This is a genomic window from Dyella sp. GSA-30 (assembly GCF_027924605.1).
Lineage (GTDB): Bacteria > Pseudomonadota > Gammaproteobacteria > Xanthomonadales > Rhodanobacteraceae > GSA-30.
The window spans coordinates 1,867,439-1,885,833 of the sequence record NZ_AP027042.1 but is presented as its reverse complement, the minus strand read 5'-3'; the positions used below and the strand labels follow the sequence as shown (position 1 = coordinate 1,885,833).

Below are 18,395 nucleotides of genomic sequence, written 5' to 3'. Positions count from 1 at the left end.
GCAGACTTCGGCTTCGGACTTGTCAGAAGTTCCCTTGCAGTCTGACGCTCAGCCTCCGGCCACCTCGAGGGATGCTCTCTCACTGGATTGCTGCCGACGAATGCGCCTCGTCCCACGGCTCCGCCCAAAGCTGCCCGAATGATCCTCTCGTTTAGTCGGGTTAGAATCATGGCCGGCGCGAGGGAGCTATTGAGTACAAATGAAGATTTTAAAGGAGGGGGCTAGCTTCGGCATCGCGGGTCTCATCCAGCTTGGTATCGACTGGCTGGTGTTTGTGACCCTGACGAAATTTGGTGTCATTGCAGCGGCCGCCAATATGCTCGGCCGTGTGTCCGGCGCATCAGTTGGATTCTGGCTCAATGGAAAATGGACTTTTCGCGATGCTGATCGCGCACGCCTTGAACGCCGGCATTTAGGCCGTTATGTGACCTGGTGGCTAACCACGGCGTTGATCAGTACGGCGGCGGTTACGGCGGTTGCCCACTTCGCCAGCGTGGAAGCCTCATGGGCTGCCAAGCCCTTCATCGATGCCTTCCTCGCCGCATGCAGCTTTTTCGTCTCCAAGTACTGGATTTATCGATGACCTCACAAGACGAACGCCCTTTGCAGCGCATTGCCGTTGTTATTCCAAGCTACAAGGTAAAGCGCTTCATCATCGATGTCATCGCCAGCATGCCGGAGCATATCTGGCGGGTATACGTAGTAGACGACTGCTGCCCGGAGGGCTCGGCTGCGCATGTTGAAGCCCATTGCACGGATTCACGAGTCAGGGTTCTTCGCCACGAGGTCAACCAGGGCGTAGGGGGCGCCGTCATGACAGGCTATCGCGCGGCGGTTGCAGACGGGGCGGACGTCATCGTGAAAATCGATGGCGACGGGCAGATGGATCCCACACTCATCGATGAGTTCGTCCACCCGATTCTTACTGGTGAAGCGGACTACACGAAAGGCAATCGGTTCTACGACATGGAAAGCTTGTCGAGCATGCCCGGCATCCGGGTATTTGGCAACGCTGCGCTTTCCCTTCTCGCCAAACTCTCTACCGGCTACTGGGATCTGTTCGATCCGACCAACGGTTACACCGCTATCCATGCGGACGTTGCGCGACGACTACCCTTCGACCGGATCAGCCTCCGCTACTTCTTTGAAACCGACATCCTTTTTCGCCTGGGCACCTTCCGTGCCCGAGTCGTGGATATTCCAATGGATGCGGTCTACGGTGATGAAGTCAGCAACTTGAAGATCTCGCGCATCTTTGGCGAGTTTCTGCGCAAGCATGCGCGCAACTTTATCAAGCGGGTGTTCTACAACTACTTTCTGCGCGACATGTCGGTGGCCTCGATCGAACTGGTCGCGGGTTTGTCGATCATGACTTTCGGCGTCGTATTCGGCGCATGGCACTGGGCAAATTCCGCTACCCACCATATTGCGACACCTATCGGCACGGTGACCATCGCCGCGCTTTCCATTCTGTGCGGGCTCCAGCTCCTGTTGGCCTTCATCGGTTACGACGTATCGCATGTACCTCAACGGGCCATCCATTGCCGGCGCCCAAGACCAGACGCGACTCCCGTCAGTGAGCTTTCTCCAATGTCACCCGAGCAATAGCCACGCCAAGCGGACGACCGCCATCGTTCAAGATTATTGGCGCCTTGAAATAGAGGCGGTCCGATTGGGCAGGGACATCCAGCCGAACCTCATGATCGGCCCCTGTTCCGCCCACATGCACGGTGGATGAAGCACCGCCAAGAGATACTTCTACGTTGCCGCCATTTGGGTCAGGTAGCCAGCCAAAGAAACGAACCACGACCGGGCCGGACACACCAACGGGCAGGGACACGGCAGCCGAATCTTTGTTCCCGGTCCAGGCCCCCCAAGGTTCCGGAGCATTGAACCCCTCCAGGTGCGCGCCAATCGGCAACTCGGCAAGGGCAATACTCATTGGCTCGCCTTTCCATACTCCTTTTTGTCCGGGCATCGGCCAAGGAACGTCGTCGCGCAGCAAGAACAACCGCTGTCTACCAAAGTGGAGTTCGGCAGCGCCGGCAAACATCACGTCGTCAATGCCAGGCTCGACCACCACCCACGAGACATTCCCGGGCAAGTCAGTTGTTCGAATGGGCTTTCGGCCATCAACAAGCATCACGTGCTGCAATGAATCAAGCGCGGCCAGCAGGTAGGTGATTTCTGCCCAACGCTGCCGCGTGATGACCACGCCGCTGCCCTCGCGCAGATGTCCGCCGAGGTAATCCGCAATCGCCCTACCGTCACTGACAATGGGCACGGCAACCGCCGATTGCGCAGCAATCCAGCGGGACATCTGCAACTGACCGCAAAGCATGGCTATCGCGAAAAATGCCACATAGGCCGCGCGACGTCCCAACGCATAAAGGCCCCAGCACACGAGGGCGGCCGCCAGCGTGACCATGGCTGGCCACCTCAGCCAACCATCGAACGCCCACTGTCCCTCACGCGGACGGAACAGCGCCATGAGTTCGGGGTAGTCCCACGGATAGATCCGCAGATAACGGTTGCCCAGGTAGAAGGCCAAGGCGGTGGCGGCAAAGCCAGCCAAAGCTACCCATAGGCCCGACCGCCGCTCCGCCGCCCCCGCGAGAGCAACCCCGAGAAGCAGCGGGAACAACGCGGCCAGATAGCGCCCGTGCATCCTATAAGGCTCCGACGACTCCTGCGTGACGGCAACATCGGTAAACAGGGCGACCATGGCAACCATGGCGACCGTGAACAGGGCCACGAACATAGCTAGTGAATCGGCAGCAGCCGGCTCACGCGTCCGCCATGTCGCCGGCCGCCAGAGACTCCCTATCCGAGCACCCAGCCAGGCAAGCGCGGGCGCGAAAAAGGCCGCCATTACGACAAGATGCGCGAGAGCGTAAAGCGCCACTGTGCCGGCATGGGCTAACAGGTAAGTCGGATCAGCAAGGCGCTTGATGTAACTGGCGTAGAAATTGGACATTACCTCCCCACCGCCATGTCCCAACGACAGCAGCGCATGCCACGCTTTTGCTGCCAGAACCGCAACCACCAGGAACCCCATCGCCTTTGCCAGGGCGAGAACCAGGCGTTTGAAGATCGAATGCCTGGCCACTCGCAACTCCCACGCTGCAGCGAAGGCAGCGGTGGCCAGCACAGCCGCCAAGGCATGCGGCTTGATCTGATATCCCAGACCACATAGGACCGCAGCACCGCAGAGCGTGAGCAGCGAGGGGGGCCCTTCCCTACGTGTCAGCATCCATGCAAGCAGGTATACAAAAAGCTGGAAAGGCAACTCCGGAAGGATCAGGGTCGCAAAAAAAGAAAAAGGGAAAAGCAGATAAAGCACTGCCGTCGCCGTGGCGACACGCTCACCCAGAGGGCGGCGAAGCATCGCAAAGATGAGCGCAGCCCCCAGACAAAACCCGATCGCGTTAGCCAGTCGCCAGGTGTCGTTTGCCTGGGTCGGCGCCATCGATGCACTTGCCGCATAAAGCCATGGCACCACCCGATTCTCGACGCGCTGCATGTTGGGATCGAGCTGGAACAGCACATCGTGCCGGGCGTCGAAATGGGCCGTCTGCAAGTACGCAAACTCGTCGCTCCCCATGAGCGGGGATACGGTCGTAACGATCCGGAAGGCCATCCAGACGACGGCCACAAACATGGCCACCACAAGGATTGGCGGTATCTTCCCGGTGAACATGCCACCAAGCGGCTTATCCCTGTCGTTATCTAGCATGACTTTCCCGTTTTTGCGGCGACAGCCTTCCCAAAAGCTGCCAAACGTAAAATTATCCGGTGTCGACGCTAAGAATGCCAACAATCGTTGGCCATCGCACTTAACGCGCGCTTTACCTTCGGCCCCAACCGGCTATGTTCCCCCACCAGGGAACGATAAGATATAAGGTCGCCATCCGCCCGCTGACGTCCAACGCGTTCGGGACTGGCTCCGTGAGCTACCTATGTGACGATCTCGACCTACACATCTCTCGCACGCCACCGTGCCTCGCCTGGAGCTATGCTCGGCCAGGGCTGGCGAAATCGCGATCTTATTTTCTCGTTGATTCGTCGTGATATCGCCAGCAAGTACCGTGGCTCGGTCCTGGGAATGGTCTGGGCGCTACTGAACCCGCTGCTGATGCTGGCGATATATACATTCGTTTTCAGCCAGGTGTTCAAGATGCGATGGGGCGGCGCGAGCAACCCCTCGGAATTCGCGTTGATGCTTTTCGCAGGCATGCTCGTATTCAGCTTTTTCTCAGAAACGGTTACACGCGCGCCCGGACTGATCACGGGCACTCCGAATCTGGTGAAAAAGATCGTATTCCCGTTGGACATTCAAGGCTACGTCGTCATTGGATCGGCTCTTTTCCAGAGCGCTATCAGCCTGATCGTCCTCATAGGCGCCCATATCATCATGAAGGGGCTTCCGCCAGCGACCGCCTTGCTGATACCTGTGGTCTTCGCCCCGTTATCGCTGATGTGCCTTGGCTTGGTCTGGATATTGTCTGCACTGGGCGTTTACCTGCGCGATATCGGTCAGATCGTCGGCCACCTGGTCATGATGACGATGTTCCTCTCGCCCCTGTTCTATCCTGAAAGCGCCGTGCCGGAGCGCTTTCGTTTTTTCATCGACATCAACCCCCTGGCAATGCTCATCGCGCAATCACGTCGCGTACTGATACTCGGCGACTGGCCGCAATGGAATATTCTGGGATGGTTTACTCTGGCGGCTTTCGCCTTTGCAAGTTTCGGCTATTGGTTATTTCAACGCACGCGCAAGGGCTTTGCTGATGTCCTCTGAGATCGCGATCAGCGTACGCGGCATCAGCAAGTCGTACAGCATTTACGAAAGTCCCGTCCATCGTCTGTTTCAATCCGTCTACCCTCGCGCAGCGGCCATTGTGGACAAGGTCGGCGCGCGCCAGCTGGCCGGCTCACTTCGTGAGCGAAAAGGGTTCCGCGAATTCCATGCCCTGCACGATGTGAGTTTTGAACTTCGCCGTGGGGAGACGGTAGGCATTGTCGGCCGCAACGGATCGGGCAAGTCGACTTTGCTTCAGATGATCGCTGGGACGCTGACCCCTACCAGGGGCGAGATCACTGTCGCTGGCAGGGTCGCTGCTCTGCTTGAGCTCGGCTCGGGCTTCAATCCGGATTTCACTGGCCTTGAAAATATCCGCCTGAATGCCACCGTTCTCGGCCTCACGCCCAGCGAGATCGATCAACGCATGGACGCGATCCTCGCATTCGCCGACATCGGCGACTTCGTCAAACGTCCGGTCAAGACGTATTCGAGTGGCATGGTAGTAAGACTCGCGTTCGCTGTGCAGGCACAGGTAGAGCCCGATGTCCTCATCGTCGATGAAGCCCTCTCTGTCGGCGACGCGAAGTTCCAGTCGAAGTGCTTTGCACGCCTGCATACACTGAAGTCGAACGGCACCTCGATTCTTTTCGTGTCGCATTCGACCGAGCAGATCGTCACTCATTGCGACCGTGCGATCCTCCTTCATGATGGACGCGTTCACCAGGATGGCATACCGAAAGACGTGGTCCATACGTACCTGGATCTCCTGTTCGGCAAGACCCGCACCTTGAAGGATTCCTCCACGACTCAGAGCGAGTCCAAAGACTTGAGCAGCACTCAGGATGCGATCGACGCAACAGTCGATGGCGTCTTCGAACAACGCGCGAACTACAATCCATACGAGTATCGGTGGGGCGACAGAGCGGCGGAAATCACCGATTTCAGACTCACTTCGCCTGACGGCCAGGAGCCAAGCAGTATCGAAAGCGGCACCACACTGCGGCTGGCTATAAACATCCAGTTCAACAGATCGCTGCAACGCCCGATTTTCGGACTGACCATCAAGACCAAAGATGGCGTTACCGTATACGGCACGAATACCGAATTGGCGCAAACCGTTCTACCGAACGGGATAGGTCGAGAGGGCACACAGGTGCGGGTCGTCTTCGATCTGGAAACTCGGCTTGGTCCGGGCGACTACTTCTTGTCCCTCGGCGTAGCGAGCCACAACGGCGAAGAGGTCGTTCCCCACGACCGTCGTTACGACTCCATCCACCTTAATGTCCATGGAAAAGGATTTTTCGGTCTCACCATGCTCGACGTTCGCATCGATGCCCAGGAGCTTCCCCAATGATCGCCTCGCCCACCTTTGCACGACGTCTCCTGGCCGATGCCGGTTACACCATGCACGCCGAACATCGCCTCTGGGCACGCGAAGTTCAAGAGTCCGCTCCTTTCCAGTACTCCGACGGCGATGAAGTCGAACAACGTATCGCCACGGCCATCGAATCCTCTGACGATCGCTCCGTTCATTCACCGGAGCTTCGCAAACACCAGACGGACTGGCCGTCGATCTACCACTTAAGCGCCGCTCGCGCTAACCTCGTTCGGCCTCTTGCCCCCATGCTCAATGGCGCAAATGTGCTGGAAATCGGCGCGGGCTGCGGCGCTATCACTCGCTATCTCGGCGAGGCTGGGGCTCGCGTAGTCGCCCTGGAAGGCAGCGCCCGGCGCGCTTCGATCGCAGCGCTGCGTTGCGCGGACCTTGCCGACGTCGAAGTAGTGCATGAGCGCTTCGACGCATTCGAGCCCACGGCACGCTTTGACGTAGTTACGCTTATCGGAGTGCTCGAATACTCCCGCATGTACACCGGCGGCGCCGATCCCATCCAGGAAACCCTGAAGCGGGCGTATAACCTGCTTACCGACGATGGCGTTCTCGTCATCGCGATCGAGAACCAGTTGGGCCTGAAATATTTCGCGGGCATGCCGGAAGATCACATCGGCCGAGCGATGGTCGGCATCCAGGACGAATATACCGACCACAGCGTGGCCACGTTCGGGAAGGCCGAGCTGGAACAACGTCTCAGCCAAGCGGGTTACGTCGGCAGTGAATTTGCCCTGCCCTTTCCTGACTATAAGCTACCGCAGAACGTAGTTCTTCCCGCCGGGCTAGGTGACAGCCGGTTCGATGCTTCGACGTTAGGAGCGCAGTCCGCGCGTGCCGACCGCCAACTGCGATCAGGGACGCTCTTCTCGATGAGCCGTGCGTTCGGAGTAGTAGGCCGCAATGGCCTGCTAGCTGACATGGCCAACTCGTTCCTCATCCTGGCACGCAAGAGCAAATCGTCCCCCACCTTCGCGACCATCGCACCGAACGTTTTGGCTGAACAGTTCGCGGTGGAACGCGACGCGGCATTCATCAAGGGCGCACGCTTTCGCGCGCAAGCCGACGGCATCACTGTCGAGCGATATCCGCTGAGCCCGAATCGCAGGAATCCATCCCAACTGCTTGGTCACGTCATTGAGAGCGAAGCCTATGTCGAAGGCCGTCGCTGGGCGGACGCGCTCGACCGGATTGTTACCCGCGACGGCTGGACACTCGACGAGGTAACTCACTGGTTCAGGACCTGGCTTGGGGCGCTTCGGGTATTCCTTGAAACAGACGAACCCATCACCGCGGAAACATTGATGCCTGGCGCGTCGTTCGATGCCATGCCGGGAAATCTCATCGTAAAAGACGATGCTACGCATTTTTTCGATCTCGAATGGTCACTCCACGCGCCGGTTACCGTGGGTTACCTTGCATTTCGTGCGCTAAAGTTGTCGCTCGGCCAGATCACCGCCGTAAGCATGCCGCAGGACGCTTCGCTACTGCATACGGATACCTTGATTCGCGTCGTCATGCGTCGTGCCGGGCTGATCGTAACGTCGACCAATATCAGGCACTATCTGGACACTGAGGCGGCGTTTGTTGCCGAAGTGCAGGGCTGTCTGGATGTCGATCTGCCTTACGACTCTTACCGAACAGACGCCCTGGGCGTGTTGCCGAATGTCTCGCTGCTGCTGCAACAGCACACCGATGCCATCGCCAATGTCATGCGTGAAACGGCGACACTCGCCTTCGAACGACGCGATCGGCAAGAAGATGTAGATGCGCACGCGCAACGCGACGTCGACGGCCTGGCCGAACGGACGCATACGCTAGAAGCAATGCTGGACGAGACCACTTCTCTACGCTCGAGTCTGCAGGGCCGCGTCGAAGTCCTGCGCACGGAAAACCGCGAACTTTCCGCTGCAGCCGATGCCTATCGCAACGAAGTAGAGCTGATGAAGCATTCCTTGAGCTGGCGGCTTACCGGGCCGCTACGTCGCATCAATCGGATAGCCGTTCGTTTGCGCGGAGGTTTACGCCGCCGCCTCGCCTCAAGTGCACGGCGTGCCTATCAAGCAGCCCCCATCAGCCATCGTCAAAAGCGCGCCTTGAAGGGTGTTCTGTTCCGCGCAGGCGGCCCGCTTTTGCGCCAAACGAGCGCATATCAACGCTGGGATGCCGAACGACGCGCCTCGCAGGGCCTTGCTCCGTTTGCCGCACCCTATGGCACAAGCCGGTACATGGCCGGCGACGCCGCTCTCGCCAACCCGTTGTGGCAGGCCGACGGCATCCGCGAATGGACGGACTACGCCGGCGTGCACCAACGCATCGAAGCAGGCTTCGCCGAGATTCGCCAAACCAGGCAGGCCAGGCAGCTGACATGCCTGGATTTTAGCAAGATGGATCCGCGCAAGGTCGCCGCCGACATTCAGCTGCCAGCTGTCGAGGCCCCGCGCGTCACGATTCTTGTTCCTGTCTACAACCACCTTTCGACTACGCTCGAATGCCTCGCTTCAATCGCATCAGCTACCGACAAGGGCGGTATGACGTTCGAGGTACTCATCGCCAACGATGCGTCGACGGATGAAAGCGCCGACGTGCTGGGAGGCATTGCCAACCTGCGTGTGTTCAATCAACCAAAGAACCTGGGCTTTCTGCTCAACTGCAACACAGCGGCGAAGCACTCACGCGGCGAGTTTCTCGTACTGCTGAATAACGATGTTCAGGTGACGCAAGGCTGGCTGGACGCACTCATTGCAACCCTCCAAAGCGACCCGCGCATTGGCGCAGTCGGCCCGCGAATCGTCTATCCCAATGGCTGGCTCCAGGAGGCAGGCATCCGACTCCATCGTGACGGATCGGCCGAAATGCTCGGGCTCAACGATCAGGCCGACCTGCCGCGCTATGCATTTTCTCGTGATGTCGATTATTGCAGTGGTGCCTGCCTCGTCTTGCGCCGTGCCGATTTCGAGCGACTCGGAGGCTTCGATGAAGGCTTCGCGCCTGCCTATTGCGAGGACTCCGATCTTTGCATGCGGTTGCGCGACGAAGGTCGTCGCATCGTGTACTGCGCGGAAGCCGAAGTGATCCACCAACTGAGTACGACATCGGACGCCATGCCGAGCGACTACAAGTTCAGTTGCGTTACCCGCAATCTCGACCGCTTCACGGATAAATGGCGCGAGCGGCTCGATGCCATGAACGAAGTACGAACCATTGCGTTCTATCTGCCGCAGTTTCACCCCATTGCGGAAAACAACGCGTGGTGGGGAGCCGGCTTCACCGAGTGGACGAACGTTTCCAAAGCGCGCCCCAACTTCGTCGGCCACTATCAGCCGCGCCTGCCATCCGACCTTGGCTACTATGACCTGCGCCTCTCGGAAGTCATGGAGAAGCAGGCGGAGCTGGCACGCCGCTATGGTATCGGCGGCTTTTGCTACTACTACTACTGGTTCGCCGGCCATCGCCTGCTGGAGCGACCGATCGAACAAATGTTGGAAACCGGACGCCCGGACTTTCCGTTCTGCCTTTGCTGGGCGAACGAAAACTGGACGCGCCGCTGGGATGGCCAGGAGAACGAAATTCTCATGGCGCAGAAGCACTCGGACGAGGACGACCTTGCGGTCATTCACGACCTCATGCGTTATTTCCGCAGCCCCAACTACATCAAGATCAACGGCAAGCCCCTGATCCTCGTGTACCGCATCACACTGTTCCCCGACTTTGCGCGCACCGCGCGTATCTGGCGCGAGGAATGCCGTCGTGCAGGCATCGGCGAGATCTATATAACCCAGGTGGAATCGTTCGAGCTCGTCGCTGCCGGGCACAACCCGCAGGACATGGGCTGCGACGCCGCGGTGGAATTCCCGCCCCAGGGCATGGCGAACCCCATCACGGTGAACTCGCCCCTGCTGAACCCGGATTTCAAGGGAACGGTGGCCGACTATCGCGATATCGCCGTGCGCTACGCCACTCGCGAATTACCTGCCTACAAGCGCTTTATGGGCGTCATGCCGGGCTGGGACAACACCGCGCGCAGGCAGGACAACAGCTTTAGCTTTAGCAACGCGTCTCCTGGTGCCTTTCAGGCATGGATGGAGGCCACGGTCACGCGAACCAAGCAGCAGTTCAGTGGCGATGAGCGTCTGGTCTTCATCAATGCCTGGAACGAATGGGCCGAAGGCGCCTATCTCGAACCGGACCGACGCTTTGGCCATACGTTCCTCGAGGCGCATCGCAATGCACTGGACGCGGATTATCTTTCGCGCAAAGACAAATATTCACTAGGCTGAGCGACATATGGATACCCAAGAAATTGTCCTCGTCGGGCACCCATACGCAGCCATAGGATGCGGCGAAAGCCTTCGCTGCTCTTATCGCGCGCTTCGCTCCGTTGCGCTTCGACCGGGTTTGCTTGACGTCTACGGCTTGAATCAGCCCGAGGAAGACGCTGCACGCGAGTTCGGTCCTGCCATGACCAAGCGCCTGGGCCATATAAACGTGTTCCATCTCAATGCCGATGAGGTAGATGGCTCCTTGGCGACCATGAGCTCGGCGGACCTGTCGCGCGGATACAACATCCTGTACCCGAATTGGGAGCTGTCGAAATTTCCCAACGAGTGGATCCCCCACCTCGAGCGCTTCGACGAAGTGTGGGCGCCGTCGCAGTTCATCGCCGATTCCCTCGAAGGGCGCCTGTCCAAGCCACTGCATCACATGCCTGTCAGCTGTGAAGTAGACCTTAGCTCGCTACTGTCGCGACGCTACTTCGGCATTCCCGAGAGCGCTTATACCTTCCTGTTCTTCTTCGACTTTCGCTCATACGCCACGCGCAAGAACCCGCAAGCGGTCGTGACCGCTTTTCGGCGCCTGATGGCAGCACGCCCAACCGCCGATTGCGCGCTCGTGGTGAAAGTGAACGGCAGCGATCGCGACCCGGAAAGCATGGCGCGCCTGCGCAATGAAGTAGCCATGTTCCATGACCGGGTCATCCTGATAGACCGGACAATCACCGACAACGAAGTCAAGAACCTGATCCGGGTCTGCGACAGCTTTGTCTCGCTTCATCGCTCCGAAGGCTTCGGCCGCGGGCTTGCGGAAGCCATGTACCTGGAGAAGCCGCTCATCGCCACCGCTTACTCGGGCAACATGGACTTCATGGATGCACAGTCAGCGCTCCTGGTGGATTTCCAGCTGATCCCCGTGCAGGACGGCGAGTATCCAAAGCACGATGGTCAGGTATGGGCGGATGCCGATGTCGAACAGGCCGCGCAGCACATGATCAGGCTGGTTGACGATCCGGCCGAAGGGCGCGCCATCGGTAAGCGCGCTGGCCGCATGGTACGCGGCACCGTCGGATACAGGCACGTCGGCATGTCCTATCGCCGCCGATTCGATGATATCCGGCAATTTATCGCTAGCCGATAAAAAAGGGCCGCCGGCGAGTTATCGCCGGCGGCCTCTGCGGGAGGAGTTTCGCGTCAAGCCGACAGGCGGCGCAGGTCGGCGTCGACCATCATCGCGACGAGTTCCTCGATAGGCGTGTGTGGCGTCCAACCGAGCTTGGCCTTGGCCTTGGCGGGGTTACCGAGCAATACATCCACTTCAGCGGGACGCATGAACTTCGGATCGATCACGAGATAGTCCTCGTAGTTCAGACCGACATGCGCGAAAGCCAGTTTGCACATATCGCGAACGCTGACGGTGATGCCCGTAGCCACAACGTAATCGTCAGGGGATGGCTGCTGCGTCATCAGCCACATCGCTTCGACGTAATCACCCGCGAAACCCCAGTCACGTTTGCTGTCGATGTTGCCAAGGCGGAGCTCCTTCTGCTTGCCCAGCTTGATCGATGCCACCGCATGCGTCACTTTGCGCGTGACGAACTCAATGCCGCGCAACGGCGATTCATGGTTGAACAGAATCCCGCTGGATGCGTGCATCCCATGACTTTCGCGGTAGTTGACCGTGGCCCAATGAGCCATGACCTTGGCCACACCGTAGGGGCTGCGCGGATAGAACGGCGTATTCTCGTCCTGGCGATCGGCCTGGATCAAGCCGAACATCTCGCTCGTCGATGCCTGGTAGTAATGCGCCTCGCGATTGACGATGCGCACCGCCTCGAGCATGCGTATCGCACCGGTGCCATCGACATCGGCTGTGAGCAGTGGCTGCTGCCACGATGTACCCACGAAGCTTTGCGCACCCAGGTTATAGACCTCATCGGCCCGCGACGTCTCCATCGCACGAATCAGCGACGAAAGATCGGCCAGGTCGCCATCGATCATGTGGACGCCATCGAGGATTCCCAGTTCACGCAGACGCCACGATGTATCGGTGCTTCGGCGCGGAGCCAGGCCGTAGACTTCATAACCTTTGCCGAGCAGCAACCGCGCAAGGTATGCGCCATCCTGACCGGTAATTCCGGTAATCAGCGCGGATCGGGTGGTATTGCTCATGCTCGGCCTCTCGCATCAAGAAGTACATCATTCAAAGTTTTCTTGATGGGAATACGGGGTTCCCATCCAGTGTGTTCGTGCAGCAATGCGGCATTGGCCACCATGCGTCGCTGTTCAGCGAGCCGCATCCTTGTCGGGTCCTGCTCCAGGGTCACCTTGACGCCTGCCAGTTCGCACATCATTTCGATAAGCGTACGCATCCGATACTCATGCCCGCTACCGATGACATATGTGCAGCCTGCAACGCCCTTGTCCAGCAGCGCCTCATAGGCAGCCACGACATCACGGACATCGGTGAAATCGCGAGTAGTGTCGATGTCGCCAGTCCGGATCACCGGATCGGCACCGCGCTCGACCGCCACCACCTGGGATGCGAACGAGGGAACCGCGAAATGTACGGCCTGCCCAGGACCTATATGATTGAACGGCCTGGCCACCATCGCATCCATACCGTAGGTTCGATGCCACATCAGCACCAACTGCTCGGCCGCCACCTTGGATACCGAGTACGGGTTTCGAGGCTCCGGCAAACGGTGCTCATCCACGGGTAGCTCCCCGTCGGGAACCAGACCATAGACGTCGCCGGAACTCACGTACACGACACGCCCGGCAAATTTGGAGAAGCGCAGCGCCTGCAGCAAATTGAGCGTACCGCCGAGATTGATCTCGAAGGTCTCCCACGGCGCCTCGAACGAACGAGGGACGAAGCTCTGAGCCGCCAGATGCAAAGCTGCATCCGGCTTTACGGACGCCACCCAGTCACGGACCGTGCTTTCGTCACGAATGTCCATGCCTGTGGGTGCCGCAACAATGTCCCACCCGGCAAACCCACCTCGCGTCGCCGCATCCAGAATCGTGGCGCCGACAAATCCTCCGGCCCCCGTCAAAAGCAGGCGTCGACGCGCCGTGCCCTCAGACACTGCTCAGAACTCCATCGAGTTCGCGACGAAGGTCTTCGACGTCCTCGACGCCTACGCTCAGGCGAACCAGGTTATCCGTAATGCCCAGGCGGCTACGAATATCTGCTGGAATCGAGGCATGCGTCATGATGGCGGGGTGGTTGACCAGGCTTTCCACCCCCCCCAAGGATTCGGCAAGCGCGAACAGTTCGGTACGCTCGCAGAAGTGCGTGGCCGCTTGCGCGCCACCGCGCAGGTAAATCGAAATCATCCCGCCGAAGCCATGCATTTGCCGCTTGGCGAGATCGTGCTGTGGATGCGATGCCAGACCCGGATAGACCACCTTCTCGATCGCCGGATGGGTCGCGAGCCAAGCGGCAAGCGTAGCTGCACCTTCGAGGTGCGCCCGCATGCGCAGATGCAAGGTCTTCAGGCCACGCAACGCAAGAAAGCTGTCGAATGGGCCCTGCACGGCACCTGTCGAGTTCTGCAAGAAAGCCAGGCGCTCGGCCGTGCCTTGGTCAGCCGCGACCAGTACGCCACCTACGATGTCCGAGTGGCCATTAAGGTATTTGGTTGCGGAGTGCAGCACGATGTTGGCGCCAAACTCAATCGGACGCTGAACCATCGGGGTACAGAAGGTGTTGTCCACGACCATGATCAGGCCATGCTGGCGACAGAAAGCCCCGATTTTTTGCAGGTCGACCAGCTTCAATAGCGGATTCGTCGGCGTCTCGACCCAGACCATTCGCGTCGTCGGACGCAACGCAGCCGACATGGCGGCCTCATCGTTGAGGTCGAGAAATGTGAAATCGAGACCGGCCGAGTGGCGGCGCACTCGCTCGAAAAGGCGATAGCTACCACCGTAGAGGTCATCCATGGCGATGACGTGGCTGCCGCTCTCAAGCATGTCGAGGGTGCAAGCCGCGGCGGCAAGGCCCGATGCGTAGGCGAATCCGGCTACACCGCCTTCAAGGTCGGCTATACAACGCTCGTAAGCCATCCGCGTAGGGTTTTGCGAGCGGGAATACTCGTATCCCTGGTGAACGCCTGGGCTGCTTTGGACATACGTGGAGGTAGCGTAAATCGGGGGCATGATGGCCCCGGTCGACGGATCCGGGGACTGGCCGGCGTGGATCGCACGGGTGCCCATGCCCCAGGCCGGGTTAGTTGGCTCGTTTGCTTTGCTCATGTCGATTCCATGCTTCCAGATCGCAATGACCGGGCATCAAAAGACATTCATCTTACCGCATCGCCTGATGCTCGCTCTCCGCTCCTCCAGGCCAGCCCCCGAACGCCGGCCGGCCGGGCCTCTGAAGTTTCCCAACCGTTCATGTTCAGGTTGGTGGGACCGGGCCAGACAAGGCATTATTCCGCACCTGTGCCCCCTGCCCCCAACAGCGAGCGTCTACACCAAGATGACCCATTCGAATTCGCGTCACCAGACCCTGCTCGTCACCGGCGGCGCCGGCTTTATTGGCGCCAATTTCGTCCTACAGGCGGTAGCCGATGGCCTGAAGGTCATCAACCTCGACAAGCTGACCTATGCCGGCAACCCGGACACGCTCAGCAAGCTGAGCGGCAACGAGCGCCACATCTTTGTCAAAGGCGACATCGGCGACCGCGAGTTGTTGGCGCGGGTCCTTGCCGAACATCGCCCAACGGCGATCCTGAATTTCGCGGCGGAATCCCACGTCGACCGCTCGATCGATTCCCCTGCCGACTTCATCCATACCAACGTCGTGGGCACCCTCGGTTTACTCGAAGCAACGCGGGGCTACTGGCACGAACTCGACGAAACGGCACGCGCGGCCTTCCGCTTTCTGCATGTATCCACCGACGAGGTCTACGGATCGCTTGGAGCCGAGGGCTATTTCACCGAGACCACGCCTTACGCCCCCAATTCACCGTACTCCGCCTCCAAGGCTTCGTCCGATCATTTGGTCCGCGCGTTCCACCATACCTATGGCTTGCCGACGCTGACAACGAACTGCTCGAACAATTACGGCCCGTACCAATTTCCCGAGAAGCTGATCCCGTTGGTCATCCAGAAGGCGCTGGCCGGCGAACCGCTGCCGGTCTACGGCGATGGGAAGAATATTCGCGACTGGCTCTTTGTCCTCGATCATTGCGCCGCCATTCGCCGCGTCCTTGAGAAGGGCGTGGTTGGCGAAACCTACAATGTCGGTGGCAACGCCGAACGTCAGAACATCGACGTCGTGCATACGATCTGCGACCTGCTTGACCGTGAACAGCGTCTGCCTTCAGGGGCGGACCGCCGCTCTCTGGTGACCTACGTACGCGACCGGCCTGGCCACGACCGCCGTTACGCCATCGACGCAAACAAGTTGAAGCGCGAACTCGGCTGGACCCCTGCCCATAGCTTCGAATCGGGCATTGCCGACACGGTGCGCTGGTATCTCGATAACCAGACATGGGTCGCGCGCGTCCTGGATGGCAGCTACCGGATGGAGCGACTAGGCGCATGAAGAAGACCAAGGGAATCATCCTTGCCGGCGGATCGGGGACGCGCCTCTATCCGATCACGCAGGCCATCAGCAAGCAGTTGCTGCCGGTGTACGACAAGCCGATGGTCTACTACCCGCTTGCCACGCTGATGCTCGCTGGCATCCGCGACATCCTGGTGATCAATACGCCGCACGAACAGGTGCTCTTCGAGCGTTTGCTGGGCGATGGCAGCCAATGGGGTTTGAATATCCAATATGCGGTCCAGCCATCACCCGACGGCCTTGCTCAGGCTTTTCTGATTGGCAAGGACTTCATCAAGGAAGACAACAGCTGCCTCGTTCTGGGCGACAACATCTTCTACGGGGTTGGCTTGACCGAACGGATGAAACGAGCGGCCGCCCGCGATTTCGGCGCGACTGTATTCGGCTACTGGGTCCGCGATCCCGAACGCTACGGTGTGGCTGAATTCGATGCACAGGGCAAAGTCATCGGCCTCGAAGAGAAGCCTGCGCAGCCCAAGTCCAACTATGCGGTCACCGGCCTGTACTTCTATGACAACCGCGCCACCGATTTCGCCGCCGGCCTGCGCCCTTCTCCGCGCGGAGAGCTCGAAATCACCGACTTGAACCGCTGCTACCTCGACGATGGCTCCCTGCATCTGGAGCAGTTGGGTCGCGGCTATGCCTGGTTGGACACGGGCACACATGATTCGCTTATGGAAGCGGGCGAATACATCCAGACGATCGAAAACCGCCAGGGCCTGAAAGTATGTTGCCCGGAAGAAATTGCCTACATCAACAAGTGGATCGATGCCGAGCAGCTCCTTAAACTCGCCAAACCGCTTGCCAAGACCGGCTACGGCCAGTATCTGCAAACTCTGATCAAGCAGGGCTACGTCGGATGAAGTTCATCAAAACCTCCTTGCCTGGATGCATGGTGATCGAACCGCAGGTCTTTGGCGATACGCGCGGTTTTTTTTACGAGAGCTACAACGAGGGCAAGTTTCGCGAAGCAGGTATCGATCGACGATTCGTCCAATCCAACGTATCGCGCTCTTCGCGCGGTGTCCTGCGTGGACTGCATTACCAGTGGCCCCATCCACAGGGCAAGCTTGTCAGCGTCCTTGAGGGTGAGGTTTACGACGTCGCGGTGGACATCCGCCGCGGTTCGCCGACATTCGGCCAATGGACTGCCGTCATGCTTACCGGGCAAAACCACCGGCATTTCTGGATTCCCGAAGGTTTCGCCCATGGCTTCTGCGTCGTGTCCGAGCGCGCCACCTTCACTTACCAATGCACGGATCTTTATCATCCGGAAACCGATGGCGGCGTGAGTTGGAACGACCCGGCCATCGGTATTGATTGGCCGATCAGCGAGCCGCTGCTTTCGGACAAGGATGCGCGCGCGCCGCTGCTCTGTGATGTCGCAGCCGAACGCCTGCCCGAGTTCGAACCGTGAAGATTCTGCTCCTTGGCGCCAACGGCCAACTCGGCCAGAGCTTTCTCGCCGATGGTGGACTGGCGGCTATCGGTAACCTCGTGCCGGCATCGCGAGATGGCGTTATGGCCAACGGGCAAGCCGGCATTGCCGCTGACCTGGGCGACCGCGACAGCCTGATCGGCCTGCTCGAACGCGAACACCCCGCAGTTATCGTAAATACGGCGGCTTATACAGCGGTAGATCGCGCAGAGCAGGAAGAGCCACTCGCACAGAACATCAACGGCGATGCCGTCGAAGTCCTCGCCCATTGGGCCGCTGCGAACGGTGCGCTGGTCATCCACTACTCCACCGACTACGTCTTTGCCGGCGACGCGACCGAACCCTACGTCGAAGACGCAGCTACAGGGCCATCGGGCGCCTATGGCCGCAGCAAACTGGCTGGAGAGGTCGCTTTACGGAGCAGTGGCGCACATCATTTCATCTTCCGTACGGCATGGGTCTACGCCCCGATCGGGCACAACTTTCTCCGCACCATGCTCAGGCTCGGCACCGAACGCGACCAGTTGCGCGTCGTATCCGACCAGTGGGGCAGTCCAACCGATACCACATTGATTGTCCGGGGCACACTCGTCGCGCTGCGTACATGGCTCGATGCCGATGCAGCCCGCCGCACGTCTCTCGAAGGCACTTATCACCTGACCGCCAGCGGCTCAACATCCTGGCATGGGTTTGCCACGGCAATCATGGCGGGTGGCGTGCAGCATAGGCTGATCCAGCGTACTCCTGTCGTCCATGCCATACCCACCGAGGCATTCCCTACGCCAGCGCGGCGTCCGGCGTACTCCGTCCTCGACAATACTCGCTTCTCACGCACATTCGATTTTCCCTTGCCTGATTGGCAGGTCGGTCTGGATCGCACACTCAAAGCACTCACATATACACAGGACTGA

At 59.4% G+C, this 18,395-nt stretch carries 14 protein-coding genes; 10 read left to right on the top strand and 4 right to left on the bottom strand.

Going from position 1 to position 18,395, the window contains the following annotated elements; all coding sequences use genetic code 11:
• Positions 1-199: 199 nt before the first annotated feature.
• Positions 200-583 (top strand): GtrA family protein, encoded by a 384-nt coding sequence (locus QMG46_RS08375; RefSeq protein WP_281852045.1) that lies wholly within the window; start codon positions 200-202, stop codon positions 581-583.
• Positions 580-1,608 (top strand): glycosyltransferase family 2 protein, encoded by a 1,029-nt coding sequence (locus tag QMG46_RS08370; RefSeq protein WP_281852044.1) that lies wholly within the window; start codon positions 580-582, stop codon positions 1,606-1,608. The genes QMG46_RS08375 and QMG46_RS08370 overlap by 4 nt, the downstream gene beginning before the upstream one ends.
• Here the strand turns inward: QMG46_RS08370 and QMG46_RS08365 are convergent.
• A complete protein-coding gene (locus QMG46_RS08365; protein ID WP_281852043.1) occupies positions 1,574-3,736 on the bottom strand; it encodes a glycosyltransferase family 39 protein in 2,163 nt (720 codons plus the stop codon). The genes QMG46_RS08370 and QMG46_RS08365 overlap by 35 nt on opposite strands.
• A 225-nt stretch (positions 3,737-3,961) precedes the next feature.
• Here QMG46_RS08365 and QMG46_RS08360 point away from each other — a divergent pair, with 225 nt between their 5' ends.
• From QMG46_RS08360 to QMG46_RS08345, 4 genes are read left to right on the top strand one after another with little or no spacing between them, the layout of a single operon-like run.
• Positions 3,962-4,801, top strand: coding sequence for an ABC transporter permease (locus tag QMG46_RS08360; protein WP_281852042.1), 840 nt, complete (start codon positions 3,962-3,964; stop codon positions 4,799-4,801).
• Complete coding sequence (locus QMG46_RS08355) at positions 4,791-6,158, top strand: ABC transporter ATP-binding protein (RefSeq protein ID WP_281852041.1); 1,368 nt, start codon at positions 4,791-4,793, stop codon at positions 6,156-6,158. The genes QMG46_RS08360 and QMG46_RS08355 overlap by 11 nt, the downstream gene beginning before the upstream one ends.
• Positions 6,155-10,471 carry a glycoside hydrolase family 99-like domain-containing protein gene (locus QMG46_RS08350; protein ID WP_281852040.1) on the top strand — a complete coding sequence of 1,439 codons (4,317 nt, stop codon included), beginning with the start codon at positions 6,155-6,157 and terminating at the stop codon, positions 10,469-10,471. The genes QMG46_RS08355 and QMG46_RS08350 overlap by 4 nt, the downstream gene beginning before the upstream one ends.
• A gap of 7 nt (positions 10,472-10,478) precedes the next feature.
• Positions 10,479-11,606: a glycosyltransferase family 4 protein gene (locus tag QMG46_RS08345; protein ID WP_281852039.1), complete on the top strand. Its 1,128-nt coding sequence runs from the start codon at positions 10,479-10,481 to the stop codon at positions 11,604-11,606.
• A gap of 53 nt (positions 11,607-11,659) precedes the next feature.
• Here QMG46_RS08345 and QMG46_RS08340 read toward each other — a convergent pair whose 3' ends face one another.
• Genes QMG46_RS08340 through QMG46_RS08330 form a run of 3 tightly spaced genes read right to left on the bottom strand, consistent with a single transcriptional unit; the run spans position 11,660 to position 14,728 of the window.
• Positions 11,660-12,637: a GDP-mannose 4,6-dehydratase gene (locus QMG46_RS08340; RefSeq protein WP_281852038.1), complete on the bottom strand. Its 978-nt coding sequence runs from the start codon at positions 12,635-12,637 to the stop codon at positions 11,660-11,662.
• Positions 12,634-13,557 carry a GDP-mannose 4,6-dehydratase gene (locus QMG46_RS08335; RefSeq protein WP_281852037.1) on the bottom strand — a complete coding sequence of 308 codons (924 nt, stop codon included), beginning with the start codon at positions 13,555-13,557 and terminating at the stop codon, positions 12,634-12,636. Before QMG46_RS08335 ends, QMG46_RS08340 begins: the two co-directional genes overlap by 4 nt.
• Complete coding sequence (locus QMG46_RS08330) at positions 13,550-14,728, bottom strand: trans-sulfuration enzyme family protein (RefSeq protein ID WP_281852035.1); 1,179 nt, start codon at positions 14,726-14,728, stop codon at positions 13,550-13,552. The genes QMG46_RS08335 and QMG46_RS08330 overlap by 8 nt, the downstream gene beginning before the upstream one ends.
• Before the next feature lie 226 nt (positions 14,729-14,954).
• On the opposite strand from QMG46_RS08330, the gene rfbB reads away from it, so the two are divergent.
• Genes rfbB through rfbD form a run of 4 tightly spaced genes read left to right on the top strand, consistent with a single transcriptional unit; the run spans position 14,955 to position 18,395 of the window.
• Positions 14,955-16,025, top strand: a complete 1,071-nt coding sequence (gene rfbB / locus QMG46_RS08325; protein ID WP_281852034.1) for a dTDP-glucose 4,6-dehydratase — start codon at positions 14,955-14,957, stop codon at positions 16,023-16,025.
• On the top strand, positions 16,022-16,909 hold the full coding sequence (rfbA, locus tag QMG46_RS08320; protein WP_281852033.1) for a glucose-1-phosphate thymidylyltransferase RfbA: 888 nt from the start codon (positions 16,022-16,024) through the stop codon (positions 16,907-16,909). The genes rfbB and rfbA overlap by 4 nt, the downstream gene beginning before the upstream one ends.
• On the top strand, positions 16,906-17,463 hold the full coding sequence (rfbC, locus tag QMG46_RS08315; RefSeq protein ID WP_281852032.1) for a dTDP-4-dehydrorhamnose 3,5-epimerase: 558 nt from the start codon (positions 16,906-16,908) through the stop codon (positions 17,461-17,463). Before rfbA ends, rfbC begins: the two co-directional genes overlap by 4 nt.
• Positions 17,460-18,395 carry a dTDP-4-dehydrorhamnose reductase gene (rfbD, locus tag QMG46_RS08310; protein ID WP_281852031.1) on the top strand — a complete coding sequence of 312 codons (936 nt, stop codon included), beginning with the start codon at positions 17,460-17,462 and terminating at the stop codon, positions 18,393-18,395. Before rfbC ends, rfbD begins: the two co-directional genes overlap by 4 nt.